This window comes from Metabacillus sp. SLBN-84, from assembly GCF_053629595.1.
Genome location: NZ_JBRJIP010000001.1, coordinates 3366428 through 3392352 on the forward strand (window position 1 = coordinate 3366428; position 25925 = coordinate 3392352).

General features: G+C 46.7%; 20 protein-coding genes. 5 read left to right on the plus strand and 15 right to left on the minus strand.

Features of this window, described 5'->3' with window-relative positions:
* Positions 1-10: 10 nt before the first annotated feature.
* Positions 11-3718: a helicase-exonuclease AddAB subunit AddA gene (addA, locus tag RKD52_RS17135; RefSeq protein WP_454100656.1), complete on the minus strand. Its 3708-nt coding sequence runs from the start codon at positions 3716-3718 to the stop codon at positions 11-13.
* Complete coding sequence (gene addB / locus RKD52_RS17140) at positions 3715-7212, minus strand: helicase-exonuclease AddAB subunit AddB (protein WP_454100657.1); 3498 nt, start codon at positions 7210-7212, stop codon at positions 3715-3717. Before addB ends, addA begins: the two co-directional genes overlap by 4 nt.
* Positions 7213-7409: 197 nt before the next feature.
* On the opposite strand from addB, the gene RKD52_RS17145 reads away from it, so the two are divergent.
* The gene (locus RKD52_RS17145; protein WP_454100658.1) at positions 7410-8546 is read left to right on the plus strand and encodes an MFS transporter; all 1137 of its coding nucleotides are present in this window, start codon (positions 7410-7412) and stop codon (positions 8544-8546) included.
* Positions 8547-8577: 31 nt separating this feature from the next.
* On the opposite strand, the gene lepB is transcribed toward RKD52_RS17145, so the two are convergent.
* Positions 8578-9084 carry a signal peptidase I gene (gene lepB, locus RKD52_RS17150; RefSeq protein ID WP_454100659.1) on the minus strand — a complete coding sequence of 169 codons (507 nt, stop codon included), beginning with the start codon at positions 9082-9084 and terminating at the stop codon, positions 8578-8580.
* Positions 9085-9105: 21 nt separating this feature from the next.
* Positions 9106-9723: a TVP38/TMEM64 family protein gene (locus RKD52_RS17155; protein ID WP_454100660.1), complete on the minus strand. Its 618-nt coding sequence runs from the start codon at positions 9721-9723 to the stop codon at positions 9106-9108.
* A 180-nt stretch (positions 9724-9903) separates the two neighbouring features.
* Between RKD52_RS17155 and RKD52_RS17160 the strand changes: the two genes are divergently transcribed.
* Positions 9904-10266, plus strand: coding sequence for a hypothetical protein (locus RKD52_RS17160; protein ID WP_029283756.1), 363 nt, complete (start codon positions 9904-9906; stop codon positions 10264-10266).
* Here RKD52_RS17160 and RKD52_RS17165 read toward each other — a convergent pair whose 3' ends face one another.
* Positions 10267-10830, minus strand: a complete 564-nt coding sequence (locus RKD52_RS17165; protein WP_426863894.1) for a competence protein ComK — start codon at positions 10828-10830, stop codon at positions 10267-10269.
* 268 nt (positions 10831-11098) lie between these two features.
* On the opposite strand from RKD52_RS17165, the gene RKD52_RS17170 reads away from it, so the two are divergent.
* The 3 genes from RKD52_RS17170 to RKD52_RS17180 all read left to right on the plus strand — a co-directional run bounded on the left by RKD52_RS17170 (position 11099) and on the right by RKD52_RS17180 (position 13117).
* Positions 11099-11332 (plus strand): IDEAL domain-containing protein, encoded by a 234-nt coding sequence (locus RKD52_RS17170; protein WP_369732136.1) that lies wholly within the window; start codon positions 11099-11101, stop codon positions 11330-11332.
* Positions 11333-11595: 263 nt separating this feature from the next.
* Positions 11596-12432, plus strand: coding sequence for an alpha/beta fold hydrolase (locus RKD52_RS17175; RefSeq protein WP_454100661.1), 837 nt, complete (start codon positions 11596-11598; stop codon positions 12430-12432).
* Positions 12433-12709: 277 nt separating this feature from the next.
* A complete protein-coding gene (locus RKD52_RS17180; protein ID WP_454100662.1) occupies positions 12710-13117 on the plus strand; it encodes a DUF4275 family protein in 408 nt (135 codons plus the stop codon).
* On the opposite strand, the gene RKD52_RS17185 is transcribed toward RKD52_RS17180, so the two are convergent.
* The 10 genes from RKD52_RS17185 to RKD52_RS17230 form a co-directional block, all read right to left on the minus strand.
* Positions 13104-13982: a hypothetical protein gene (locus RKD52_RS17185; protein WP_454100663.1), complete on the minus strand. Its 879-nt coding sequence runs from the start codon at positions 13980-13982 to the stop codon at positions 13104-13106. The two genes, RKD52_RS17180 and RKD52_RS17185, sit on opposite strands and share 14 nt — an antisense overlap.
* Before the next feature lie 144 nt (positions 13983-14126).
* A complete protein-coding gene (locus RKD52_RS17190) occupies positions 14127-17315 on the minus strand; it encodes a DEAD/DEAH box helicase (RefSeq protein ID WP_454100664.1) in 3189 nt (1062 codons plus the stop codon).
* 281 nt (positions 17316-17596) lie between these two features.
* Positions 17597-18880, minus strand: a complete 1284-nt coding sequence (gene aceA / locus RKD52_RS17195) for an isocitrate lyase (protein ID WP_454100665.1) — start codon at positions 18878-18880, stop codon at positions 17597-17599.
* A 295-nt stretch (positions 18881-19175) separates the two neighbouring features.
* Positions 19176-20441: a M48 family metallopeptidase gene (locus RKD52_RS17200; RefSeq protein ID WP_454100666.1), complete on the minus strand. Its 1266-nt coding sequence runs from the start codon at positions 20439-20441 to the stop codon at positions 19176-19178.
* Between the two features lie 77 nt (positions 20442-20518).
* The gene (locus RKD52_RS17205; RefSeq protein ID WP_454100667.1) at positions 20519-20824 is read right to left on the minus strand and encodes an AzlD domain-containing protein; all 306 of its coding nucleotides are present in this window, start codon (positions 20822-20824) and stop codon (positions 20519-20521) included.
* Entirely contained in the window at positions 20814-21533 is a 720-nt protein-coding gene (locus tag RKD52_RS17210; RefSeq protein ID WP_454100668.1) for an AzlC family ABC transporter permease, read from the minus strand. The genes RKD52_RS17205 and RKD52_RS17210 overlap by 11 nt, the downstream gene beginning before the upstream one ends.
* Positions 21534-21552: 19 nt before the next feature.
* Entirely contained in the window at positions 21553-22104 is a 552-nt protein-coding gene (locus RKD52_RS17215; protein WP_454100669.1) for a helix-turn-helix domain-containing protein, read from the minus strand.
* Positions 22105-22389: 285 nt separating this feature from the next.
* Positions 22390-23160: an enoyl-CoA hydratase-related protein gene (locus RKD52_RS17220; RefSeq protein ID WP_454100670.1), complete on the minus strand. Its 771-nt coding sequence runs from the start codon at positions 23158-23160 to the stop codon at positions 22390-22392.
* Between the two features lie 17 nt (positions 23161-23177).
* Positions 23178-24734 (minus strand): fatty acid--CoA ligase family protein, encoded by a 1557-nt coding sequence (locus tag RKD52_RS17225; RefSeq protein ID WP_454100671.1) that lies wholly within the window; start codon positions 24732-24734, stop codon positions 23178-23180.
* A 194-nt stretch (positions 24735-24928) separates the two neighbouring features.
* Positions 24929-25918, minus strand: coding sequence for a lipoate--protein ligase (locus tag RKD52_RS17230; RefSeq protein WP_454100672.1), 990 nt, complete (start codon positions 25916-25918; stop codon positions 24929-24931).
* Between the last annotated feature and the right edge of the window lie 7 nt (positions 25919-25925).

Consider the following 25925-nt stretch of genomic DNA (forward strand, 5'->3'; position numbering starts at 1 on the left):
TTCTTTTTCTTTACATTTCCAGCACATGCCCTCCGTCAAAGAAATACAGCACCTTTGAAGAGAGAGGTTTTTTCGTTATTTTTTCAATGGCTTTGCCGTAGAGGTCAAGCTGCACGCTGTAGCGGCTTGCAAGAACAGGCTTTGCCTGCTGGAACCCTCCCGGAAATTTGCCGTGAATCGCATCTGTCTTGTAATCAAGCAGCACGACTCCTTCTTCGTCTTCAAACAGACAGTCAATAACCCCCTGGATAAGCACCTGTTCACCGCTTGCTGCCTCGTACAGCTCTTCAGCCGGCAGGGCATAGCTGAAGGGCACTTCCCGTTCGATGCGGTCTGCTTTTTGAAGGCGCATGCCGATATCTGTTTCAAAAAAATGGACAATGGCAGCAATATTGATGCTGTCCGCCTGCGCTCTTGTCAAAATTTCTTTTTCAACAAGCTCGTTTACTTTCAATGCAGTATTTTCTTCCGTCACAGGCTCTCTGACATTCAGCTGTTGCATGACGGCATGCATGGCTGTCCCTTTTTCGGCAGCTGTGAGAGTTTTTTTCTGCATGAATTTAGGGCGGTCGAACATATACGTATCCTTCTGATTTTCGAGAATCCGGATGTCGCTGAATTCATCCCGCGTTTCCTGCTGCCTCTTCACTTCTGAAACAGACTGCTTGGATCTGAACACAGAGGCGAACTGATGAGGATAGACCCATGAGAGCTGCTTTTCGATCTGATCGCGGTACGCTGACTGCTCTGCGATTGGCTCCAGATTTTTCAAGGCTGTGAGCATGTCCTCATCATATTTCTTTTCTTCTGCCCGGATATCATAGAGGTCCGTTTCTTTCACCATTGAGATTAACCATCTGGAAGGATGTGTCAGCAGATGCTGAGCCCCTTCAGCCTGTTCTCTCAACAGTTCTGCGTCTTTGTGGCGGACAAGCGCCGGCCCGATCCAGTCCAGGTAGGACTTTGCCTGCGCCCGTTCAAAATCAGGCAGCAGCCAATCTTCCTGACCCAGCGCTGTCTGCCAGTCTGAAAGAGATTTTGCTGCATCTTTAACTGTTCCGATTAAAAAGAGCTTTTCCTTTGCACGGGTAAGCCCAACATACAAGACTCTGAGCTCTTCTGAAAGCAGCTCAATCTTCATTTTTTTCTTCATGGCTGAAAGCGCAAGCGTCGGATAGCTGATTCTGAGTGATGGTTTAATCAGCTTCGTGGCAAAGCCAAGCTCTTTATCCAGCAAATACTTTTTGTTCATATCCATCATATTGAACTGTCTTGCGAGCCCGGCAGTAAAGACCACCGGGAACTCTAGCCCTTTGCTGCTGTGGATGGTCATCAGCCTGACAACATCCTCCTGCTCGCCGAGTGCCCTTGCTGCACCGAGATCATCTCCGCGCTCCTGCATCCGTTCAATAAAGCGCAGAAACCGGAAAAGTCCCCTGAACGAAGTCGCTTCATACTGTCTTGCCCTGTCATAAAGGGCACGCAGATTGGCCTGGCGCTGCTTTCCGCCCGGCATGCCGCCAACGTAGTTAAAGAACTTTGTATCTCTGTACAGCTGCCAGATCAGCTCTGAAACAGAGCCCATCCGCGCCCGTTCTCTCCACTCCTGGAGCTGATCATAAAATACTTGAAGCTGATCTCTTAAATCCGCATCAGATCCCTGCGCTTCAGAAAGAAACACCTTCAGCGCTTCAAAATAAGTGCCCTTTTTTGAATAGGTCCGGACAACAGCAAGTTCGTTCGTGCCAAGGCCCGCAACAGGAGACCTTAAAACAGACGCCAGAGGAACATCCTGATACGGGTTATCGATGACCTTCAGCAGCGACATCATGACAGCTACCTCCGCCGCTTCAAAATAACCGCCTGAGAGATTCGCATAGACAGGAATTCCTTCCTGCTTAAACTCTTCCATGATCTGCGGTGCCCACGGCATGGAACGGAGAAGCACGACAATATCTTTGTATGTGATATTTCGCGTGCCTCCAAGCTTTCGGTCATAGATCTGATATTTTGTCTGAACCATTTCCCGGATTTTTTTGGCCATCACTCTTGCTTCAAGCTGAACGGTTTCCAAATCCTCTGCAGCAAAAACATCTTCTTCAGAAGCATCATCTGATTCTTCTTTTCCTCGGTCCACAAGCAGAAGTTCCGCACTCATCGTTTCAGACTCCGGGTAGGACGCGCCAAGCTTCAGCTCAGCGGCTTCGTCATAGGCGACCTCTCCCACTTTTTCTCCCATCACCTGTTTAAAGAGAAAATTGGTGCCGTCTATCACTTCCGCACGGCTTCTGAAATTTTTTGACAGGTCAATTCTCAGACCGTCCTGTGCGTGATCGTCTTTGCCGAATGTCTTGTATTTGCTTAAAAACAGAAACGGCTCTGCAAGGCGGAAACGGTAAATGGACTGCTTGACATCGCCGACCATAAAGAGGTTTCCCGGCCCGCTTTTTGAAACAAGCTTCAGAATCGTTTCCTGAACAAGGTTTGTGTCCTGGTATTCATCAACAAGCACCTCTTCAAACTGCTGTCTGTAATCAAGGGCAGCTTCGCCCGGCTGCAGACGGCCGTGCTCATCTGGAACACCGAGAATCTGCAGGCAATAGTGCTCAAGGTCCGAGAAATCAACGATGCCTTTTTGTTTTTTCATCTCGTCAAAACGGATTCCGAACTGATGAACAAGCCCAATCAGTGTTTCTATGACAGGCTTCAGTTCCTTAAGGTCGTTCATGTGGCTTTCATAAGAGCGCGCAAACAATTCTTCCTGCAGCTGTTCAATCTGCTTTTTTGCGGAATTGCGGAGCGATGTCGCCTGTTCAAGCAGCTCTTTGCTGTATTCAGCCCCTCTGCATGCCTTGGCGCGGGAGAAAGAAATCAGCTTGATTTTCTCAGCAAGATCGTGCCACGACCCTTTCACCTCAAGCAGCCCCTGAACCTGTCTGATGTCATCTGTCAGATTTTCAGCTCTCGGTGCCGGACCTCCGGGCTTTTCAGTCAGGGCAAGCGCCCGTTTCAGCTTTTCGAGACTGCTCGTAAGCTGCATCGAGATGTCTTCAGCAAGATACGGGAAGAACGGCAGGTTTTCAAGCGGTTCTTCTCCGCCGTACATATCCAGCAGCCCATAAAGCCACCCTTCAGGATTCGGATGGGAGCGGGAAAAATCATACAGCGTCCGGATCAGTGTCTGAAGATCCGTATCGCTTCTGTCTGTTGTATACATATCAACAAGAGCAAAAAACCGCTCGTTATCGGGGATGCTGTACTGCTCTTCAAACAGATCATCAAGCACTTCATCGATCAGCAGCTGGCCTTCCGTCTGATCGGCAATCCGGAACCCGGGATCAAGGTCAATCAAATAATAATACTTTCTTACAACGTTTAAGCAGAACGAATGCAAGGTGGAAATGGCAGCCCTGTTCAGCAGTGAAAGCTGGCGTCTTAAATGCAGGGATGATGGATTTTCCTTCAGCGCCCTGTCAAGCGCTTCGCCGATCCGGTTTCTCATTTCAGCTGCAGACGCATTCGTAAACGTAGCAACAAGAAGGCGGTCAACGTCCACGGGATTTTCTTTTGAAATGATTTTCCGGATGATCCGTTCGACAAGCACCGCTGTTTTTCCTGAGCCGGCAGCTGCAGCAACCAGTATGTCCTGTCCGCTTGAGACAATGGCTTTCCACTGGTCATCTGTCCACTGGCTGTCTGCTGGTTTTTGCAGCATCATGATTCCTCCCTTCCCGCTTCGTTCTGAAGCCGTTTTAAAATGACATCATTCTTGTCATCTTTCAGAACACGGTACTGATTTTCAGAAAGCGACTGGTCAAACTGGCAGACCGATTTGAATGAACAGAAGGTACACGGTACTTTATCCTTCAGCTTGTAAGGAGAAATGTCCGTTTTCCCGTTCGTAATGTCCGTTCCGATCGATTGAAAAACGGATCTGACATGGCCTCTGAGCAGATCAAATTCGGCTTCGCTTGCAATGGCGGAATCTGACCTGAATCCGCCGTCTTTCTTAAGGCCTGCCGAGACGATTTTTGAGAGGCCGGATTCAAGTGTCTGATCCATCAGCCTTACAGCTTCCTCATCTCCAAGAAGCAGGCCTTTCATTTTAAACTTTTTGAAAATCTCTTCATCGATTTTATCCTGCGGCAGCATGGCTGAAGACTGGATCATCGGATCATGCACATGGAAATAGAGAACACCGGCAGGAGTCGCTTCGACACCAAGCCATGATTTTGAATGAGTAATGATGACGTCAAGATACGTCAGCATCTGCAGAGCGAGTCCGTAGTACACTTCCGATAAATTCAGCGTCTTATCACTTGATTTAAAATCAACAATCCTGAGAAGAACGCCTTTTGAACTTTCTGCTTTATCAACCCTGTCAATCCGGCCGACAAGCTCCATTGTGCATCCATTTTCAAGCTTAAAGCGGATTGGCGGCAGCGGGCCGCCTTTTCCGAATCCAAGCTCAAGACCTGCGGGGGCAAAGCCGCTTGCCCTGGCATGCTCGCTCAAGATGGAGGATGCCCTCGTAATGATGGTGACGAGCTTTCTCTTTAAATAATGATGCCTGTTTGAGCTCAGCAGAATTTCGCGCTGAAGCCGCGGCGCCAGTGTTTCGACAGCATCATGGGAAAGACGGGAGCACTGATCTAAAGACAGGTCCTTCCAGCCGATTTTCAGCTGCTGCATCCGGTCTGAAATCAGTTTAAGCGCAGAGTGGAACAGCTGTCCGATATCAGGAGCCTCAAGACGGAACTGCTGCCTGTCCTTTAATTTCAGGCCGTGGGAAGCATAGTGGGAAAACGCACAGGCTTTGAACATTTCCATCCGGGACACACTTCCCTGAATGTGCTCTCCGTAAAGCTCTCTGCTGATTCCTTTTTCAAGTGTTTCTGCTTCATTCCGGTAAAACAGGCTTCCTGTCACTTTTGACAGCGCAGACCGCTCCTCTTTTTCTGCAAAATGTGTATAGGCATCCCACCAGATCGGGCTGATCGGATAGCTTCTTTTCCAGTTTTGAAGCTGAGATGTTAAGTAAGAAAGAGTGACCTCCTCATTTACGATAAAAGAAAGCTGTTCCTCTTCTGTAAGCTCTTCCGGCTCATTGATAAAAATCTCAGTTTTGATATCAGGAAATAAATCTCTTAATCGTTTCACGATGATGGAAGGCAGCATCGCCTTTCCTTCCTCATCTGCGAGAGGATACGAGATATACAGCTCGCGGGATGCACTTGAGAGGGCCATGTACAAAACAAAGGTTTCATCAAGCAGCTGCTCCCGTGCAGTCGGGGCAAGTTCAATGCCCTGATGATGAAGGGAGATGCGGTCTTCCTCCGTCAGCACGCCTTCTTCCATTGGTCTTGCAGGCAGTACACCGTCATTTGCTCCTGCAACAAACGCAACGCTCACATTCAGCAGCCTTGAACGTTCCAGGCTTGCAATCACTACCTGGTCCATCGCAGGCGGTACAAGAGCAAACTTCATGGCTTCAAGCCCGGTGTCAATCATATCCGCGAACAGACTGCGTGATACACGGTGTTCATTCATCATCTCGGCAAATTCATCAAGCATTCCGATGACCGCGCTCCACACCTGAGCATGCTCTCTCGCCTCAACGAGTCTCCCCGCTTCCTCTGCTTCCGCTCTCATCTGTTCGAGTTTATATGGAATATGGAGTTCTTCGAGGAATAGATAAAGAGCCTCTGCCATGCCGGATGCATCTTTCGCACGCTTCATCCGTTCACCGAGCGTCTGGATCGGCGGTACAACGATGTCTTTCAGCTCATTAATCATCTCTTCCGTTTCATTTTCTTCATCTGTTCTGACATATTCATCATCAAGAGAATAATAGCGGCGGTAGACAAACCGTTCACCGTTCGTCCATTTGCTGCCCTGAACGCCGTAGGAAAGAACATAGTTTTCAAACTGGTCCATTTTTTCTCTCATGCTGCGCTTATCCGTTTCAGCAGGGAACAGGAGCTCGGTTTTAACCGCCCTGAAAACAGCCTCATAACGCCAGCCCCCATTCAGCACTTCAAGAGCCGAGCGAATCAATTCTATGACCGGATGATTCAGCATCGATCTCTTTTGATCGATGAAAAAAGGAATCTCGTAATCTTTGAATACCTGTTCGATGACATCCTGATAGTCTCCGATATTCCGGATCAAAACAGCAAGGTCCTTATACCGGTAGCCATCATCCATGACAAATCCTCTTATTTTTCTGGCAATGCCCTCAATTTCCGCCCTTCGTGAGGAAGCTTGTGCAAGCACGGCATTTGTCTCTCCCTCATAAGGCTTCACCGGCCGTGACTCAAGAAAGCGCTCCAGATGGGCAAGGGACGGCCGCTCTGCAAAACGGGGCATTTCGTTCAGCACCGTCACATCCTCGATTTCGGCACCGTTATCCGCGGCAAGAACAGAAAGCCTGTGATAGGTCATGCCTGTCATCCTGAAAAGATGCAGTTCATGAGGCAGATGTTCATGAAACGGCTTGTCTGCTGTCAGCGCAATCGTTACACTCTTTGCATGTTTCATTAACGCGCCGATCACCATGTATTCCTGAGGCGTAAAGCTGTGAAAACCATCGAGGTAAATATCCGCCTTCTGAATATAGGATGAATCCTGAATTTTTTCAGCCAGAAGACGCAGATAATCCTCTGAATCGACGTATGTGCCGCTCAGTTCCTTTTCCATCTGCTTATACAGCAGAACAACGTCATGAAGTTTGTCAGCGAGCGCCTGCTCCTGTCTCGTGGCGTTGACTGACATCCCGTTTATCTTCTCTTCCATCTCCTGCGGCGTGAGGCAATAGCGTTTAAGCTCCGTAATCATCGCTTCCATATGATCAATAAAACCGCTTTTGCCGCTTGCTTTTGCAAAGAGCCTGAAGTCCTGCTTGTGCTGCTCAATCAGCTTTCTCAGCATCATCTGAATGCCTGTCCCGGTTATATGATAGCGGCTGATCCCGCCTGTTTCCTGAAGAATTCTCCACGCAAGACGGCTGAAGCTGAACGTCTGCGCCCTCATCATGCCGCCAAGCCCTGGCGTTTTGGCAAGCTCATATTCTATGCCGAATGTCATCTGATCGGGCACAAGATAGACAACCGGATCCCCTTCAGGCTTCCTGAAAAGCTCTGAACGGATTTCATTCAGCATGCGGTGTGTTTTTCCGCTTCCCGATCTTCCCAAAATAAACTTGACACCCACCGTCAGAACCCCTTTCTATGTAAAAAAAGGCATACGATCATACGCCTTTCTGTTCCGTTTCACTCTCTTTTTTCTATCTCTCTATTTTACTTGAAAACAATAGGGAATGCCATTCTCCCGGGACTTCCAAGTTTTGCAGAAGCCCCGTGACCGCTGTGCCGGCACATGCATAGGCTGTTTTTAAAGGAGGCAGTCTGATGAAAAAAATCCATCTGCTCTCGGCCTTTTTTCTCGTGACGGCCGTTATGGTCGCAAGCAGCATCTATGTCCTTATTCCCCTGTATGCATCTATATCGGAGGATACGGGCCTTTCCTTCAATGAAGCCGTTCTCGGCAGCACCTTTTTTACATTCTTTTATGCGGCCGGCCTTTTCACGTTCGGTCCGCTCACAGAAAAAGCCGGAAAGAAAAACGTCCTGATCGGAGGCTTTGCCATCGCGATTGCAGCAACCGCCATGCTCGCGTTTTCCTCATCCGCCACATTTATTCCGCTCAGATCCCTGCAGGGTTTTTGCCTCGGCTGCTTTGCGCCCGTTGCCTATGCCTATTGCTTTGAATCGTTCAGGGAAAAAGAGGCAACCATGCTCATCTCCCTGATTAATATGGGATTTTTAATGTCCGGCATGATCGGGCAGCTGATCAGCTCAGCCATAGCCATTTCGTATGACTGGAGAACGGTCTTTCTCTTTTTCGCCGTCGCCTATGCCCTGCTTACAGGATGTCTGGCATGGCTGATAGACGGCAGGAAAAAAAACACCGAGCCAAAGAGCCTGATCTCCTCGTTCCGGTCCATTTTCCGTAATGGGAAGCTTGTTCTGTGCTATATTTTGACGTTTGCCATGCTGATGTCATTTGTCTCCTATTATGAGGGGTTTCACCGTGCCTATTCGGGGATTGTCTCTGAAGAAGTCCTGTTCTGGTGCAAAGCAGCAGGACTTGCCGGGGCGCTGTTTTCCTTGTTCAGCGTAAAGTGGATCGGAAGGTTCGGGAAAACAGCTGCTGTCAGGTACGCCATGCTGTTGATCATTCTGGCTTTTCTGCTGAACTATGCAAGCGGAAGCCTCTTCATGTCCGCCGCTTTATCTGTCCTGTTCACTGCCTCTCTTTCCATTTGTATACCGGCGGTTATTTCCATGATCGGAGAGGCTGCGGGAAGAGACAGGGCAACAGCCGTCTCACTGTATTCCTGTATTTTGCTCACAGGTGCAAGCATAGGGCCTTTGCTTGCGGGAGTTCTGTCTTTTCAAAGCATGCTGCTTGGGTTCTCGGTGTTTTACGGGATTGCTGCTGCGGTTACTTTATTTGAATCAGGGAATCAAAAAAGTGCACGATGATCATGATCGTGCACTTTTACTGGGGCCTGCCCTATTCTTTTGAAGCCTTGCCAATCACATGATCTGTGCTGATCAGGCCAAACTGTCTGCTGTCCCTGCTGACAAGGCGGTTGTCACCCATAACGAAAAGACAGCCTTCGGGAATCGTTTTTTTGCCCGTAATCTCCTCAAGCGTAAAATTGCCGGTCAGCTTTCCCATGCTTAACTCTTTTTTGACCGGATTTAAATAGGGTTCTTTCACCGCTTTTCCGTTGATATACAGCTTGTCGTTCTTATACTCCAGCTCATCTCCGGGCAGGCCGATAATCCTCTTGATGTAGGCCTCTTTTTCCCCTTGCGGCTGAAACACAACAATATCAAAGCGTTTCAGGTCAAAAAGCCGGTGGTTTACTTTATTAATAGACAGAAGGTGGCCCGCCGTCAGAGTAGGCTGCATCGAAACCCCTTCCACCCTGTAGTCGACGAACAGCAGATTTTTTATAGTAAGTATGAGCAAAAAGGTAATGACGGCAGACAAAAACCAGGATCTTTTTCTCATCTTTACTCCCCCGTAAAAATATTAATGGCCTCGTTTCCTCTCAAGCATTCTGACATTCAGGCGCTTTTCCACCTGCTTGCCGATCAGCCAGAGCAGAAAAATCACAACCGCAGCGATGAGCGTTCTTTCAGGCTGCGTGATGATTGCACGCAGGTCATATCCAATAAAGCTGACCAGGAAAATCATCACGAACTTCCCGGACATCACTGCAAGACTGAACTGCCAGATGCTGACCTTCGACAGGCCGGCCACCACGTTGACGGCAGCAGACGGTGTAAATGGAAAGCACAGCAGGATAAACAAAGGTCCGAAACCATGTCTCTCAATCCAGCCCATCATTTTCTGCACCGATTGATGACGGCTTATAAATCTGAAAAACCGCTCCTGCCCGTACTTTCTTACAAGAAAAAACAGGATGAGCGCCCCGAGACAGCTTCCAATCCAGGAATACAAGAAGCCGAACCATAACCCGTATGAATTGGCATTCGCCACAATAAACACAACCAGAGGCAAAAACGGAAGAAATGCCTCGAGCAAAGGAAGCCCAATGCCAAGCAGCGGTCCAAACGATCTGTAATCCTTAAAGAATTCCATCATTCTTTCAATTGTAAAATAATCCATTATTGCCTGAAGTTCCATCCTGCAAGCTCCTTCTATCTTTCTCTATGCTCATATTCTACACGTTTGTGCAAAGACTTTAAACATGGAGCATTTTTTCAGGAACTGCCTGCATAAAAGCAGCTTGCATTTCGTATACTGATAAAGTAAAATAAAACCGAACATACGTTCCTTTTATCATGTTAAAGCGAGGTTTTTGCGATGACAAGAATTCCCTCAGACCTGCGAGATGCCATTGAGATGTCCATCTACCTCCCCATGACCATCTCCATCTTCAGCAGGGATCTGTTAATCATTGAAAAAAGTCCATTCAAGCTGCAGCAGCCCTATTTGAACCTCGTGGAGGAATCACTGAAGCTTGCACAGAAAGACCTTGCTGCAGTGCGCCGCGAGCTGAAAAAAAACAGCATCAAAGTGAGTGAAGTGAAAAGGGATGAAGCTTTTACGATGTATTCCTTTATCTTCAGAGGCTACGAAGAGCAGCACAACTATTTTAATCCGAGAATACGCAATAAGGTATGCGAGCTGATGGAAGAATATTTGTTTAAAGCGGTAAAAGCCTGATTAATGTTTGTTGAGTTCACGGATAATCTGTTCGTAAATGAAATTTGTCTGCTTTTCCTTCGGAAACATCAGCATATTCATTTTGCGGTGCTCCTCTTCAATTCTTGCCGTAATAATGGTCCGCAGCTGAGCTGTTCTGTAAAGCTGATTTTCAAATGACGAAGAGGAAACCGGTATGGTTTCAATCAGTCCGTTCGTAAACAACACTTCTGTATTGTCAAAATCCGAAGCCGTATAATGCTGGATATGGGCATGCGATATCCAGGCGCACTGACTCCTGGTTGAGGCCAGTGTAGGAAAAAAGAACATATAGTTTCCGGGGTCAATGACAATCGGCGGCTTGTGTGTAATTCCCATAAGGTCCCGTGTCCCCGCCTTTCTTCCTTCATAGCTGCTGCCGAAGTACATGCAGCTCTTGCTTACAATCTCCTGGGGGCTGAGCTTAACTGCAATCTCTTTCTCCGTCTCAATCACCCTCGAATAAAGCTTTCCCATATGCGGATCAGGAAGAATGGCCATCGTGAACCGGTTTGCTATGTAGTCCTTCATAAACTTATTTTCCATCGCTATCACCTCAATTTTAATAGGAGTAAAGAACTACTTTTAATCTAGCATAATCCCCCTCTGTTTTTCTACATTTTTACAATATTTTTACATAATTGCGATTCAGCCTCTACTAACACAAATCCTCCTTGCAAATATGATGCTTACTTTCAAAAAGGAAAAACGTGCAAAATTTGGTGAAATAAGTTTTCTAAAAATTTTAAATATTTAGTTGATTTATAGGCCCATTATCCATATAATTAAAAAAAGGCATCAGGGGTGATCTTTCTTGAAAAACAGGAAAACGTATACCGAGATCATGAAGTCCCGTAACACGCTCAAGATGGAAAAGAAACAGGAAACCGTACTTGATATTTACATTCAAATGGTGTTGGATGAAGCTGTGTTGACCCGGAAACTGTCCCTCCTTCAGGAAAAGATCGATGAGTCCTTAGACCGAAATGACAAACCGCTGTTTTTTAAACTGGCAAAAGAATATGCAGAATTGAGACTGCTTATTTAAAAGAGGCTACGATCATAACTAGCTCCGAATAATGAAAAAGGTGAATTTGAGCAAGCTCAAATTCACCTTTTTCTGTTTTTTGAAGAAAGTTATCTGCTTCCTTAGTGGTCGGATGTAAGATCCGGACAGGGCCCTGTTTACTTATAAAAAACATTTAAAAGATTGAACCAAAAAAGATCCGGGTATCACTTATCTAAAGGATGACACGAGCCGTCTTTTCTCAGTGCCTGTTTGTCATTCACATTTTGTTTGGAGGGATTAGTATGGCGATGCTTAAAGTTGGCAATGAAAACGATGCTCCAATTGACATTTACTATGAAGATCAAGGAACCGGAAAACCGGTTGTACTCATTCACGGATGGCCGCTGAGCGGACGATCATGGGAAAGCCAGGTGCCCGCTCTCATTGATGCCGGCTACAGGGTGATTACATACGACCGCAGAGGGTTTGGAAAATCCTCTCAGCCCTACAGCGGCTATGAATATGATACATTCGCAGCGGACCTGAACAGTTTGCTTGAGCATTTAGATCTCCGTGAAGCCACACTTGTCGGATTCTCAATGGGCGGCGGAGAAGTAGCGCGCTACATCAGCACATATGGAACAGAACGTGTGAACAAAGCGGTGTTCGCTGCAGCGGTTCCTCCATATTTGTACAAGGCTTCGGATAACCCTGATGGTGGTCTGGATGATGGGGCAATTGAAGAGTTCCAGAACGGTGTAAAAGGCGACCGAATCGCGTTCCTTGATACGTTTACGCAAAATTTCTTTGCAGCCGGTGACAAGACAGACCTTGTCAGCGAGCCATTCCGTCTCTACAACAGGGATATTGCAGCAATGGCGTCTCCAAAAGGCACCCTTGAATGTATCGCAGCGTTCGCTAAAACCGATTTCCGGGGCGACTTGGAGAAAATAACTGTTCCAACACTCATCATTCATGGGGATTCAGACGGGACTGTCCCGTTCGAAGTGAGCGGCAAGCGTACCCATGAAATGATTCCAGGTAGTGAGCTTGTTGTGATTGAAGGCGCTCCTCACGGATTCAACGCTACGCATGCCGAGGAATTTAACCGGGGTCTAATCAGCTTCCTTAATTCTTAATGATGGAATAGCTATAATGGGCAAAAAAACCAGTTTAATTTTAGAACTGGTTTTTTCTTTGTTTAACCTGTAAAAAGGGTAAGTGCAGCCTAACCGCAAATCCTTTCGGCACTGCTAATTAGAGATAGGCCAATTAATGGATAATCCTAAAGAGGCCTGCATCAATCATAGTAATCCGGTTCTTCGATTTTCACGGCAGTAGGACGCTTCCATGCAGGTCACGCTTTTAGAGCCTGACCTTTTTTAGTATGCTAAAACAAAAACGGAGGGCGATTCTATGGGAACAAAACGATTGCAGATCCAGGAAATACCCGGCTGGGGAACGTATCTGCGAGGCCAGTGGGAGGCCCGGTTTACCGGCCATCTCTCTGCTGAGGAAAAAGAAGAAATTTATTTAGACTCCTTTTTATGGCATGTGTGCAGCTATCAAAAGATAGTCTGTCTGGAGAAGCAGGAAGCGATCCAGGCGTTTCAGGATCAGAAAAAGGAGAAGTGCACCTTCTTCTATCAGTTTGTAGATGATGCCTGCCTCATCAATCATGCTGCTTCCTTAACAATGGAAGACCTGCCTTATGATCGGCTCCATATGGATTTTGGGGATTTGTATGTAATGGACTGGGAACAGAAGTGGACATTTGTGATGACGCATGAGTCAAGCTGCGGACCTTATTTCATCCGTTTGTAAAGGATTTCAAATTCAGTGCGATTTCTCTTCCCATCTTGTTCAAGGCCGCTTTTGTCCCGTATTTTCCATGACTCTGGCCATTTTTATCCTGTCCCCCTCCTAACCCAAGAAATTGCTCGGACGGTTTGAAATGGAGGCCTAGCAGCGGAATTCCAAGCCTATGATGAAAGCCAAGCTGATAGGCGGCGCCCGGGTAAGATTCAATCGCTTTCGGCGGATCAAATCCAATCCCAGGTTCGACTCTTTCAAACAGTGCGCAGTGCTCTCTGCCTAGAAGAATGACCATGCCCGGTCTTAAGAACTCGAGCTTTGACCGCAAAAACTCCCGTGAAAAATCAGAACCGAGCAAACTAAGTTTCTCTTTAATCCTCCCCATATGCGTACGCGTCGCAAAAGGAAAAAAGTCCGAATGAACTACGTTTTGAAAATGGGGAGAGCCGTAAAAAGAACCGCCCATTCCATTTAAGAAACCTTCCAGTTTCGCTCCACCAGGTTTGCCAAACCATGTGCGGTACGTCTTCCCCTCCTTAAAATAGGTTTGATAGAATTCAACGGCTGATTCCAACTGAGCGTCGTCCTTTGCAAACTCTGCTAATGATTGTCCGTTTTCCAGGATATGAAATCTTGCTTGTTCTCCAAGAAGCAGCTGATTGTTCCGATTGAGGAATTCTTTAGGAGACGGATTGGTGGCCATTGTGACCCAGCTGCCCGGAATCGCCTCTCCCAGCCACGCAACCGGTGTGGCTCTTTCGATAAATTCAGGAGCAATCGTTTCCCCGAGCAGCTCTTCCTGATGCAGGGAAGCTTTGGCTATTAATGATTTAGCTTTGCTTAATCCTTCTTTGCCAAGAGAGAATGAGCTCATAGCGGTTCGCCTCCTTTTTTCAGGACATGTGGTATATAAACCATCTCCTAACGGATGGCTTGTTAAACCTTACGACCTTCTAAAGCCGATGGAATTTGAGGACCAGTCACACACAAATAACACATATTGCAGACTGAGGATGTGTCATGTATGAATCCTCAGCAAATCGTGGATATCCTCTTCGGTCAGGGTAAACGGCCTTTTTTCATCGATATCCACTATTTCATTAATAAGCTGCCTTTTCTTATCCTGCAGCTCGTTCATTTTTTCCTCAATCGTTCCGCGGGTGATAAGCTTGATGACATTCACTTTATTAGTTTGGCCTATCCGGTGAGCACGGTCTGCCGCCTGCTCCTCTACCGCGGGATTCCACCAAGTATCGAAATGAACGACTGTATCTGCACCCGTTAAGTTTAAACCCGTACCTCCCGCCTTCAGCGAAATGAGAAACAGATCCCGTTCCCCTTCATTAAAGCGTCTGCACAGATCCACCCTTTCCGGCATTGCGGTTTGACCATCGAGATAAAAGTAGGGCATACCCTGTACTGCGAGTTTTCTTCCAATCAAATTGAGCATAGAGGTAAACTGGGAAAAAATCAGCACTCTTCTTCCTGACTGCCTGGCCTCCTCCAAAATCTTGAGGAGCTGGTCAAATTTTGCCGACCCTCCGCTGTATCCATCAACGAACAGAGAAGGATGGCAGCAGATCTGCCTAAGTCTTGTGATTCCGGCCAGGATTTTCATCCGGTTTTTCTGAAGTGTGTCTTTATCCAAATGCTTCAGGGTATCCTCGCGAAGCTTTGCCAGACAGGCTGCATAAAGCTTCTTCTGCTCCGGGAACAGCTCGACGATTTCCATTGACTCAATCTTTTCCGGAAGCTCAGGCAGTACATCCTCCTTCATTCTGCGGAGCATAAAAGGGCGGATTCTCCTTGCGATCTTTTTTCTTGTGAGCGTGCTGTATTCCTTTAATCCCATGAACAGCTCCGGAAAGACAACATGAAAGATTGACCATAGTTCTTCCCTCGAATTCTCAACAGGTGTGCCTGTCAGCGCGAACCGGTGCGAGGCCTGAATTCTTTTCACCGCTCTTGCCGTTTGGGTCAGCGGATTTTTAAAGGCCTGCGCCTCATCATAAAAAACCGTATAAAAAAGCCGTTTTTCATACTCATGGATGTCCCGTCTGATGAGCGGATAGGAAGTAATGAGAACATCTGCCGCTGCATGATCCTGAAAGTGCCCCGTCCTCTCTTTCCGGCTGCCATCGATAATCATGGTTTTGATGTCAGGCGCAAAGGATTCAATTTCATTTTTCCAGTTATACAGAAGAGAGGATGGACAAATAATCAGGACCGGCCTTTTTAACCGGCGGATTTCAGGAAGAACCGACACAATATACGTGATGCTCTGCAAGGTCTTCCCAAGACCCATATCATCTGCCAGAATTCCTCCAAAACCGTGCTTCGCAAGAGATTTCATCCACTTGTATCCGGTCTTCTGATAATTCCTCAGCACCGGTTCGAGCTTCACTGGAACCGCAAATTCCTTCTCGTCCGGGTGGAGAAGTCCATTAAGCAGCTGCTGAACCGAATCACCGAGCGTCATTGTGCCGGAAACAGGAACCGAATCGAGAAGCTGAAGTCCTTTGATCAAAGGCATTTCAAGCTCTTGTTCCCAGTCCTCCGCCTGTACCGGTGCCGCATTTAAAAACCGGTAAATCTCCTCATATTCCCGTTTTTCAAGAGAAAGCAGCGCCCCGCTCCTTAACCGGTAATACTTCCGTTTTTCCTCGAGGGCCGCAAGTACATTGCGGATTTCCTTTTCAGAAATTCCATCCATCTCAAACTTGAATTCCAGCCAGTTCGTCCTCTCCTTATTCGCCTCCACCTTGATTCTCGGCGGGGCTGCTTCTTTAAATATCCTGCTCCGGACAGCAGTGGTTGCAAGTACCTTGGCCACCTTTTCAACCTTCGGCAGGACATGATACAGGAACTCATATTCCAGTAGTTCATTTTGGAGATAATAGCCGCTGTCCGTCCGGGTAAATGAGCTTTCCTCCATCAGTTTAAGAATCAGATCCTCTTTTTCAATATCCCGGATGACCACCTGCAGAGAGCGTACCTCTTGTTCATCCAGGGGATTAAAAACGATGTTTCCGTAATGAAATTCAAGTCCCGCAAGCAGCCGGTTTTTCACACGGTCTAGATAGAGCTTCGCAGTAAGAGAAGTTTCCGCTAACCGCCTGGAAATTGTTTCAGATACGGTTACGTCCCCCAGTCTCCGAAGACCAGGCACCACTTTCTCCAGATACAGGCTGACCTGATGCGGCGGGATTGGGACTGTATTTTTTCCGGATGCGAGGATGACCCGATCCAATTCGGCCAAGCGCTCGAAATTTTCAGGTTCTAAGTGATACCATGTTCCTGCGGAAAACACCGATTCATAAGGCTCCAACAGGAGCAGATCCTTTAAGCCGTTCACTCTCAGCACATATCCCGATCCTTCTTCATACAAATCAAATTGAAGCGGCAGGATGCCTTCTGACAAATGAAGTCCCGAATAAATCTCTCCGTTGACCTCAAGCTCTACATTTGGCGCTTTTATAAGGACAGGCAGGAGCAGATTCCATGAAATAGGAGAGAGGAGAAGCTGAGGATCTTCCTCAGTCCTCTCATTCCGTACGATCTTGACAAGCTGCTGAAAGACAGCATCCGTCTCTTTTGTGAAGCAATAAGACTCTGGATCAAACAGGAAGCCTGGCGCAATCTGAAAGGACTGTCCGCTATTAAGCTGTTCAAGAAAAGCCCTCGGTTTCCCGATTTTCACCGGTCCAACCGTGAGATCCAGTGCAAGTAAGAGCCCACCGTCTCCCTTTGATGCCGGCTTGAACGTAAACACGGCAGGCAGTACGGTTCGAGTTTCAAAATAATTTTGCGCCTCTGTTATACGGTCTTTTCGCTCCTTAAAGGCCGTCAGCAATTCATCTGTCAGCGCATAGTCAGGGTTACTGGAGACCTCTCCCTCGATCGGAACAGGAGGAACCGTCCCTTGTTTCTGATGTTCTTCTATCTCAAGCAATACCGCCGCAACATGCTGGCATTCCTGTTTAAAGGAGATCAGCTTCGGACAGCTGCAGGCTGCCTGAAAAACGCCGCCGGAGTCCACCGTGACCAAAACATCAAAATCCTCCGTACTTTTTACGACCGCATGAGAGCGATCTTCACGGTACTCCCGGAACTTCACTTTATTTGAGCGGCGCAGCAAATCCCCGCTCTTTAAGGAGACGCGGCCGCACAGGTTTTCAATCATTTTCTTGTTCAACTTAATATTCAAGGCAAAGGCTCCTCAAAGATAAATTTCTGTCGTGCGTACTATACTTTATCTATTATTTTAACAGAAGGGGAACAAAATATGAGGACGGGAACCATTGGGATTGCCGATAATCATGAATCGTCGATTGGGAAAGTTGATCGTGAAGAAACCAGGCTCGATCCTTGTGCCAGTTATCACAGGAAGGACAGCCGTTTTGTTCCAGCCTATTTTTTCTGAGCCAGTATCGTGCAATTCACGGCATAAAAAAACTGCCGCACCCCGATGGATGCAGCAGCTTTTTTTTAGGACTGTGCTGTAAACTGCTCTTCTTCTGTTGAACCTTTAAGTGCAGTTGTGGAGGATGTGCCTCCTGTGATAACCTGTGACACTTCATCAAAGTAGCCTGTTCCGACTTCACGCTGATGTCTTGTCGCTGTGTAGCCGTATTGTTCGCTTGCAAACTCTGCCTGCTGAAGCTCCGAATAGGCTGCCATTCCGTTATCGCGGTATTTTCTGGCGAGCTCGAACATGCCGTAGTTGAGGGCATGGAATCCGGCAAGAGTAACGAACTGGAATTTATAGCCCATTTTCGCGATTTCTCTTTGGAATTTCGCAATTGTTTCTTCGTCCAATTTCTTTTTCCAGTTAAAGGATGGGGAGCAGTTGTAGGCAAGAAGCTTCCCAGGAAACTTCGCATGAATGGCATCCGCAAACTTCTGAGCCTGATCAAGGTTCGGCTCTGACGTTTCGCACCAAATAAGGTCGGCATAAGGCGCATAAGCAAGTCCGCGGGCAATCGCCTGATCGATCCCGGCTGTTGTCCGGAAAAATCCTTCTGCCGTGCGCTCGCCTGTAATAAATGCCTGATCTTCAGGATCAACATCACTTGTAATTAAATCTGCTGCGTCAGCATCCGTGCGGGCAATAATGATCGTCGGAACACCCGAAACATCCGCTGCAAGGCGGGCAGAAATCAAATTCTTCACAGCTGTTTGTGTAGGCAGAAGCACTTTGCCGCCAAGGTGACCGCATTTTTTCTCAGAAGAAAGCTGGTCTTCAAAATGAACAGCAGCTGCTCCGGCTTCAATCATGCCCTTCATCAGTTCAAATACATTAAGCTGTCCGCCAAAACCTGCTTCAGCATCTGCAATGATTGGAGCAAACCAGTCAATATCTCCTTCTCCTTCCATATGCTGAATCTGATCTGCACGCTGAAGGGCCTGGTTGATTCGTTTCACAACGGCCGGAACGCTGTTTGCCGGATAAAGGCTTTGGTCAGGGTACATATGGCCTGAAAGGTTTGCATCAGCCGCAACCTGCCAGCCGCTTAAATAAATCGCTTTCAATCCTGCCTTTACCTGTTGAACGGCCTGATTGCCGGTTAATGCTCCCAGTGCATGAATGTAGTCTTCCGTCTGAAGCAGATTCCAGAACTTTTCTGCACCTCTGCGTGCAAGAGTATGTTCAATATCAATCGATCCGCGCAGACGAATCACTTCTTCCGCCGAATACGGTCTTTCTACTCCATTCCATCTTGCATCCATCGCCCAGCTTTCTTCCAGTTTTCGCGCTCTTTCGTTTGTCATTTCCAGTCCCTCCAATAGTCTGTACGTTTTGTTATAATACAGTTTGTATTTTATAGTATTAATATATAACAGATTAATTGAAAATGGAATCTTTTTCTTTTAAATTTTTTGATTTTTTTTAGATTTATTGATTGAAAGCTTGATATTACTGGGTTTTATAAGATTCATAAAGAAGTTGAGCCAGTCTACCGCTGTATGATAACAGCAGGAAAGCAGGAGAAAGTTTCACTCAAAACGAAAAAAATCCGAACTAACAGCCAGTTCGGATTTTTTAAGTGTAATAATCAGTTTCTTATTATTCTTCCCTCCCGCTGCCCCATTCTTCAAGATAGTTGATTCTTTCCAATATGGTCGGGTGGCTGTATCTGAAGATTTTCACGAGCCCCGGCGGATTGACCTGGCTTAAACCGGCACGCGTCAGTTCCTGGAATGTGTTTACCGCAGCCTCCGGGTTCTCTGTCATTTCTATGGCATACAGATCTGCGTCCTTTTCCTGGTGGCGCGATATGATATTTGAAAAAGGATCAGAGGCAAAGCTCAGCATGCCGAGCAGCATGAGAAAAAGCGGGAGTGAGGCAAGCTGTTTTTTCCCGTCAAGCTTCAGAACGTGCCCGTAACGCCTGATGGAGAAATTCATGAGCCTGTTGATCATATAAAGACCAAGCAAAGTAAGCACGAGATAGCCGCCTATCCCGATATAAATATGCTTCATCACATAGTGCCCCATCTCATGGGCCATGATAAACAGAATTTCTTCTTCGCTCAGTTTATTTAACGTTGTATCCCAAAGAACAATCCTTGAGTTGTCTCCAATTCCTGTGACATATGCGTTCAGAGCATTTGTCTTCTCAGACATGTTCACTTCAAACACATGGTCTGCCGGAATGTTGGCCTCCTCGGCAATCGCGAGGATCTTCGTTTCAAGCTCTTTATTTTTAAGAGGCGTAAACTCATTGTACAGCGGGTCGATCAGGACCGGCTGAATAAACATCAGGAACAGGCTGAACGGTACAGAGAGAATCCACGCAAACAGCCACCATTTCCTTGAAAATTTTCTGATCAGGCCGTACAATACGGCAACAATCAGCACCATAAATGCGCAGTTCACCCAGAAATCAATCAGCTGATCCTTCATCCACCCTGAAAAAGTCTGGGTCGTAATGTGATAGGACAGCGAAATTTTATAGCGCAGCCATTCAAGCGGAAAAGCACAGACCGTTACAAGCAAAGACAATCCAAAGACAAACACGGCCGTCTGGAGAATAAAAAACCTGGAGATACTTTCAGCCCAGCGCTGCATCTTCTTTGCAAACCCGGTAACGAGGACAACAAAAAAGATAAACCATTCAAACGGAGCGGCGGCAAAAAACATAAAATCCCTCAGCTTCGAGTATTCACCCGAGAGCATCAGCTCCCTGCTGTTCATAAACGTATTCGGGTCGGCTGAACCGCCCTGGAACTGTGCCGGAAGTGTGGAGTCCGCTCCCATATAGATATACCAGTAGACAAACAGGCCGTATAAAAAATAAATCAGGACTGATACAGTAAGCCATTTGCGCATGATGTTGTCCTCCCCCGAACAAGCTCTTTGTACTAGTGTAGTGTGAAAGCGGCAGAGTTAGAACTTATTCGTACGGATTAAAACAATAGCCCGTACACGATAAGGGTAAAAATGGAACTCATGACGACAATGATGACATTCACACCAAAATAGGCCACTGCAAATGCTGCCGCGGCGCCAACTGCCCCAAACCAAATATCCTCCTGGATAAAAAAGACACCGGGCACAATCAGGGCTCCGAGCGTTGCAAACGGAACATTCCGCAATACATTCTGAACAAAAGGCGGCAGATCTATACCGCTTAGCGCAACAAGCGGAATCATTCTTGGGAGATAGGTTACTATAGCCATTCCGAGGATCATCATCATCATATTACTCATCATGCCGCTTGGCCCCCTTTGAATAAGCAAGTTCAACTAAGACAGCGGATAACAGGGTGGACAGGACAATTGACCAGCCTGTTGAAAGAGAGCCTGTCAGATAGAAAACGGAATTAAAAACCGCTGCCGCGCCCGCTAAAAAGACGACCTTCCGCTGCTTTTTCATTGACGGGACGAGCAGGCCGATAAACATCGCATACAGCGCAACAGACATACTTTCCTGCAGGGTTTCCGGAAGATTTGCGCCAATCAGATGACCGACACCGGAAAAAACAACCCAGCTTGAATATGAAATAAAAATAAGTCCGAACATATATCCAGCAGATACTGTTCCCTCTTTAACCGAAGCTACGGAAAAGGTTTCATCTGTAATACCGAAAGAATAGAGCGCCTTTTTCCAAAGACTGTCCCCCTCCACCTTTTCATTCAGGGAGGCTGACATTAAAAAATGCCGGATGTTCACAATGAACGTCGTAAACACAATTTCAAAAGTGCCCGTGCCTGCCGCAAGCAGGCTGAGCGATATGTATTGGGCAGCACCTGCAAACACAAAAATGCTCATCATCACCGTTTCAGAAAGGGTCAGTCCTGTTTCCCCCGCAAGCAGCCCGAATGTCAGCGCCACCGGCATATACCCGACCGCAATGCTGAGCCCCGCTGTCATCCCCTCTGAAAAGTGCGTCTGTTTTCTGATAAACGCTGTTTCTGCCATTGTGTTTCCTCCTCTCTCCCTATGAATAATAGATAAGCAGAAAGCATCTTGAAACTGCTTCTGTCTTATTTTCGTAAACGTGCTCCCGGTTAGCAGTAAATTTGATTGAATCTCCTTTTCCCAGTTCATAGTGATCGTCACCGATTGAGACAAAAAGTTCACCTTCACTGACAAACAAGTACTCTTCCACTCCGCTCAAATGCTGCTGCGAAACATGTCTGCAGCCCGGAAGAAGCTCAAGCAAAAATACTTCAAACTTCTTCTGCTGATCATAAGGAAAATAAGGATACACACGATATTTCTCGTTTACATCCTGCAAAGCGGTCTTTTCCTCTTTGCGGACAATAGAGATTCCGGCGTTTTCTTCTTCAACGAGAGATGAAAAAGAGACTCCAAGACCATTTGCAATTTTCCACAGGGTGTTGACGGTCGGACTTGACTGCCCTTTTTCAATTTGGGCAAGCATCCCCTTGCTCACACCTGTGACGGCTGAAAGCTGATCAAGACTGTACTGGCGCATTTTCCGGATGCTTTTTAAGTTGTAGCCAATCTGCTCCTGCAAGGATTTCATATCTGTCTCCTTTCATTAATGTTTTTTATAGTATACATTTGTATAATATTTTGAACAATAGGAAATATTCAGACACAAGAACAAAAGCGCAAGCGCCTTGGTCAGATCCGATAGGCAGATAAGAATCCGTCGGAAAAGTCCGGGTTTGACTTTTTTGACGGATTTGTTCTGACTGAGGATTTAGGCGCTTACGCTTGCCGATGATAACTTTGTTATGTTATCCACAGCCCTATTCTTCTTTATTATTTGCTGAACAAGAAAAAGCAGCCGGCCGGCTGCTTTTTCTTACTTTCCTTTGAAAACGGGTTTTCTTTTTTCACTGAAGGCTGCTAATGCCTCCAGACGGTCCTCCGTTGGAATAGTCACTTCATATGCTTTGCGTTCAATATGAAGGCCTGTCTGAAGATCTGCATTCATTCCCTGTTTGACGGCAAACTTTGCCTGCTGCAGGGCAATTGGCGCATTTTTAAGAATTTCCTCTGCGAGCTCCTTAGCCGCTTCGAGCGCATTCGGAGCTGTTTTTAAGGCAAGTCCATAGGCTGCTGCCTGCTCGGAAGTGATTTTCCTCGCAGTCAAAATCAGCTCCAGCGCCTTCGCCTCCCCAATAATTCTCGGAAGACGCTGCGTTCCTCCTGCACCCGGAATAATTCCGAGTCCAGTCTCTGTGAGGCCCACTGACGTTCGCTCAGCAATGATTCTGAAATCGCATGAAAGAGCAAGCTCCATGCCGCCCCCGAATGCATAGCCGTTAATGGCGGCAATGGTTGGCTGAGGAAGTGAATCAATTTTCGTGAAAACTTCACCTATTTTAAAGAGGTTCCGTTTCACCTGCTGGTCAGTCAGCGTTTTTCGTTCCTTTAAATCAGCTCCGGCACAAAAGGCTTTATCTCCTGATCCTGTAAAAATAACGGCCCTTACTTCTTCGTTTGTCCGGATATCCTCTACTGCCTCCTCAAGCTGAAGAAGCGTTTCGTAGTTGAAACAGTTGAACACTTCCGGTCTGTTCAGCGTGACGACCGCAAGATTCTTTTCTACCGTATATAGAATAGTTGTCAAAACAGACTTCCCCCCGGCTATTTTTGAAGAACTTGATCCTTAAGCGCTCTGCGCAGGATTTTTCCCGTCGTATTCTTTGGAAGCTCCTCCAGGAATTCAATGGAGCCAGGGACTTTATACTTCGCCAGATGCTCACGGCAGTGCGCTTTCAGGCCTTCTTCTGTCAGCGATTTGTCTTTTACAACAACAAAGCATTTCACCGCTTCTCCCTGATTCGGGTCAGGTACGCCGACAACCGCAGCTTCCACTACACCCGGGTGGCTGTAGAGAACTTCCTCAACTTCACGGGGATAAACATTATAGCCGCCGACGATGACCATATCTTTTTTACGGTCAACAATTGTAAAATAGCCTTCTTCATCCATTGTGGCAAGGTCGCCTGTATAAAGCCAGCCATTGCGGATTGTATGGGCTGTTTCCTCAGACATGTTATAGTAGCCCTTCATGACATTCGGGCCCTTGACGATCAGTTCTCCAACCTGTCCTGGAGGCACTTCCTCTCCAAGCTCATTCACCACTTTATTTTCAACGTTTAAAATGTTTGTCCCGATGGATCCTGCCTTTCTCGGACGGTCCAGCGGATTAAAGCAGGTGACAGGAGAAGCTTCCGATAAACCATAGCCTTCCGACACAACCACATTAAATTTCTGTTCAAAGCCTTTTAAAAGAGCAACCGGCATCGAAGCTCCGCCGGAAATGCACAATCTGAGCGTCCGAAGATCCTCTTTGTCCCCGCCTTCATGCTGAAGAAGGAAATTATACATCGTCGGGACTCCTGCAAAAACAGTTGCTTCATACGTTTTTACAAGCTTAAAGATTTCAGCAGGGCTAAAGCGCGGAACAATCAGCAGTGTTGCACCGCTGATCAGCGGCGCGTTCAGCGAAACCGTCAGACAGAACACGTGGAACATCGGAAGTGTCGCCACGACTTTGTCCCCGTCGTTCATTTTCAAGTAAGAACCTACATCGCGTGCATTGCTGTACAGGTTTTTATGCGTCAGCATAGCACCTTTCGGCTTTCCTGTCGTACCTGATGTATAGAGAATGACAGCCGTGTCATCGTCTTCAAGCGCAACTTCAGCTGGGTTTGCGCCAGCTTGGGCTACAATGCTTGTAAACGATTTCAATTTTGGGCTGATTGACAGCGAAGACGCATCAAATCCGCTCTTTGCTTCTGACGGCGGTGTTTCACATGAGATAATATGCTCGACCTGAGGCAGAACCCCATTCATTTTTTCAAAAAGAGGCAGCAGCACATCCAGTGTGACAACTGTCTTTACATCACCGTTGTTCAATATGTACCCGATTTCATCCGGTGTGTAGATTGGATTGATTGGTATAACCGTAGCCCCCGCACGCATTGCCCCGTAAAGAGAAATCACAAAATACGGAGAATTGCCAAGCACAAGCGCAAGATGATCCCCCTTTTTGACCCCAAGCTGCTGCAGACTGTCAGCAAATTTGCTGATCAGCACATCAAGTTCCCCGTACGACGTTTCTTTCCCTTCAAAAATAAACGCCGGCTTGCCTCCGTACTTCTGTGCAGACAGAGACAGCTGTGATAGTAAATTCATTCTCCCACCCCTTGCGAAAATGAATGAACAGCCATTCATTTTCTAAAAATTTAAAACTATAAATCTATTATATTTTATGACGGAAAAATTCTCAACAAACTGCTTGGCGGATGTGGGAGAAATTTGCTGAATTGTGAACGTATATCACCTGCCCAACAATAAAAAAGCGCCCTAAAAAAGGACGCGCTCCGTAATCAATAGATAAGCTCAATAAATTGTTCTTTTTCAATATTGCCGAAATAATGCTTGATATCTGTGTCCCTCAAAGCTGTTTCAATGGAAGAACGGTCATATTGCAGGCCGGTAAGAAGGTTTTCGATCTCTTCAACTTCACCTACCCCGAAGAAGTCTCCGAAGATTTTGCAGTTTTCGATTTTACCTTTCTTCACTTCCAGGCGGATGTCAATCTGTCCGATCGGAAAGCGGTGTGAATGCTGGAGGTTAAAGGATGGCGATTTGCCGTAGTTCCAGTTCCAGTTCTGATAGCGTTCCTCAGACAAAGCATGGATTTTTTCCCAATCCGCTTCTGTTAAAACGTATTGGGGAATTTCGCCGTCTGTATCGAAGATGTAGCGCAGAATCAGTTCTCTGAATTCCTCAATCGTGATTTTCTCTTCAAGAAATTCGCTGATGTTTGCCACACGGCTGCGAATGGATTTGATTCCTTTTGATTCGATTTTGTCCTTTTTCACTTTCAGTGCGGACACGACATTTTCCATTTCCGAATCAAACAGCAGCGTTCCGTGGCTGAACATTCTGCCCTTTGTAGAAAACTGGGCATTTCCTGAAATCTTTCTGCCTTCAGCAAGAATATCATTGCGGCCGCTAAGCTCCGCATCTACACCAAGACGCTTTAATGCGCGCGTCACGGGTTCAGTGAATTTTTTGAAATTGTGAAAGCTGTTTCCGTCATCTTTTGTAATAAAGCTGAAGTTCAGGTTACCAAGGTCATGATAAACCGCACCCCCGCCTGAAAGCCTCCGCACAACATGAAGACCCTGCTCTTCCACATACTTTGTGTTGATTTCTTCTATTGTATTTTGATTCTTCCCGATGATAATGGAAGGTTCGTTAATATAAAAAAGCAAATACGATTGCTCAGGATCGAGATTTTTCAGGCAATATTCTTCGATTGCCAGATTGATTCTCGGATCTGTGATTCCTTTATTATCAATAAACAGCATGTACTTT

Bases quoted from the DNA above. Each gene is read 5' to 3' on its own strand.
- RKD52_RS17155 (WP_454100660.1), bottom strand. From the start codon at position 9,723: ATGGAACTTCAGGCAATAATGGATTATTTTACAATTGAAAGAATGATG.
- RKD52_RS17215 (WP_454100669.1), bottom strand. From the start codon at position 22,104: ATGAAATCCTTGCAGGAGCAGATTGGCTACAACTTAAAAAGCATCCGG.
- lepB (WP_454100659.1), bottom strand. From the start codon at position 9,084: ATGAGAAAAAGATCCTGGTTTTTGTCTGCCGTCATTACCTTTTTGCTC.
- RKD52_RS17210 (WP_454100668.1), bottom strand. From the start codon at position 21,533: ATGGCAGAAACAGCGTTTATCAGAAAACAGACGCACTTTTCAGAGGGG.
- RKD52_RS17185 (WP_454100663.1), bottom strand. From the start codon at position 13,982: ATGAGCTCATTCTCTCTTGGCAAAGAAGGATTAAGCAAAGCTAAATCA.
- RKD52_RS17175 (WP_454100661.1), top strand. From the start codon at position 11,596: ATGGCGATGCTTAAAGTTGGCAATGAAAACGATGCTCCAATTGACATT.
- RKD52_RS17165 (WP_426863894.1), bottom strand. From the start codon at position 10,830: ATGGAAAATAAGTTTATGAAGGACTACATAGCAAACCGGTTCACGATG.
- RKD52_RS17180 (WP_454100662.1), top strand. From the start codon at position 12,710: ATGGGAACAAAACGATTGCAGATCCAGGAAATACCCGGCTGGGGAACG.
- RKD52_RS17160 (WP_029283756.1), top strand. From the start codon at position 9,904: ATGACAAGAATTCCCTCAGACCTGCGAGATGCCATTGAGATGTCCATC.
- RKD52_RS17145 (WP_454100658.1), top strand. From the start codon at position 7,410: ATGAAAAAAATCCATCTGCTCTCGGCCTTTTTTCTCGTGACGGCCGTT.
- RKD52_RS17205 (WP_454100667.1), bottom strand. From the start codon at position 20,824: ATGATGAGTAATATGATGATGATGATCCTCGGAATGGCTATAGTAACC.
- RKD52_RS17225 (WP_454100671.1), bottom strand. From the start codon at position 24,734: ATGAATTTACTATCACAGCTGTCTCTGTCTGCACAGAAGTACGGAGGC.
- addA (WP_454100656.1), bottom strand. From the start codon at position 3,718: ATGATGCTGCAAAAACCAGCAGACAGCCAGTGGACAGATGACCAGTGG.
- RKD52_RS17200 (WP_454100666.1), bottom strand. From the start codon at position 20,441: ATGCGCAAATGGCTTACTGTATCAGTCCTGATTTATTTTTTATACGGC.
- aceA (WP_454100665.1), bottom strand. From the start codon at position 18,880: ATGACAAACGAAAGAGCGCGAAAACTGGAAGAAAGCTGGGCGATGGAT.
- RKD52_RS17230 (WP_454100672.1), bottom strand. From the start codon at position 25,918: ATGCTGTTTATTGATAATAAAGGAATCACAGATCCGAGAATCAATCTG.